Source organism: Streptomyces sp. NPDC031111, assembly GCF_055570675.1.
Genome location: NZ_JBVIGS010000060.1, coordinates 1 through 1441, shown reverse-complemented (window position 1 = coordinate 1441; position 1441 = coordinate 1). Strand labels below are relative to the sequence as shown.

Genomic DNA, 1441 nt, shown 5'->3' with positions numbered 1-1441 from the left:
GGCGAAGAGGACGTCGATGCGGCGTCGGGCCAGGCAGACGATGGCTGCGACGTGGTGTTTTCCCTCGTGTCGTTTCCTGTCGTAGTAGGCACGTGAGTCCGGCTGGGACAGTGAGGCGAAGGCGGCGAGGTAGAAGGCCCGCTTGAGCTGTTTATTGCCTCGTCGGGAGGGCTGTTCGCCGCGGATGGAGGAGCCGGATCTGCGCGTGGCGGGTGCCAGGCCGGCGTAGGCGGCCAGGTGCCCTGCGGTGGCGAAGCCGCTTCCGTCACCGACGTCGATAAGGATCCGAGCTGCGGTCCTGACCCCAATGCCGGGCATCGAGGTCAGGACCTGCGAAAGAGGGTGTTCCTCCAGCAGTTCCTCGATCCTTGCGGCAAGGACTTTGCGCTGGTCAAGTACCGCGGAGAGCGAGGCAGCCAGACTTGGGACGATCAGCGCGGAGGCCTCGGTGCCCGGAACGACGACAGTCTGTTCGTCGAGTGCGTCGAAGATGTCCGCAACGAGCCGTTCTGCCATGCGTGGCGCCTTGGGCCGCAGCAGGGTCACCAGCCGTCGCCTGCCGGCTTTCCGTAACTGAGCTGGTGAGCCGTGTCGTTCAAGAAGGACCAGCACCGCCGGGTGGTCCAGTCGAGGGCCCAGGACCCGCTCGAGCGAGGGATGGATCTGGGTCAGCAGTCCGCGCAGACGGTTTTTGATGCGGGTGACCTCGCCGGCCAGGTCGTCGTCGAAGCCCACGAGCATGTTCAGCTCGGCGACGGTCTCGTCGTCCGGGGCCAGGTCGCGGAGGGTGTGGGGCATGGTGCGGGCGGCATCGGCGATGATCGCTGCATCGCGGGCATCGGTCTTCGACTCGCCCGGGTAGAGGTCGGCGATGCGCCGCATCGTCAGCCCTGGCAGATAGGCGACCCGGCAGCCCGTATCGCGGGCCACTGCCAGTGGGAGAGCACCCATCGAGGCCGGCTGGTCCACCACGACCAGCACGTTGCCGTGCTTGGCCTGCAGCTTCTCGAACAGATCACGCAGCCGCGATTCACTGTTTGGCATCGGCTTGTCGAACACCTTCTTGCCCGCCGGAGTCAGCGCAGTGCCGTGATGTTCACCCTTGCCGACGTCCAGACCGAGGCAGATGTCGATCTCACCGTCGTGGTTCATGTCCCTACCCAACAGCCTCTTCCCGGTCTCGCGCGCGGCATCAGCGTGCCGGCATCCACGTTACGAAGGCCTGCTCATCCACGGTGCGGATGTGAGCGGTCATGCCCCTGATCAGCGGTCTGCCGATGCCTCCCGGCCCGGTTACACCACCTTTTCAATCATGTCGACGAGGGGACCAAGTCATACCGGGCCAGGAGACCGGAGCCCCGATAGCGGAGCCACGGAAAAGGTAACGGGGACCTGACGGGCACGAATGTCTGTGGACCCGGGCAAGTACGGCTCGAAGATC

The 1441-nt window shown here is 65.5% G+C and carries 1 protein-coding gene; it reads right to left on the bottom strand.

Annotated elements, in window-relative coordinates; translation table 11 throughout:
* Positions 1–1152: IS110 family RNA-guided transposase (locus tag ACZ470_RS40495; RefSeq protein WP_468434961.1), on the bottom strand; the 1152-nt coding region annotated here is incomplete at its 3' end.
* Positions 1153–1441: the final 289 nt, after the last annotated feature.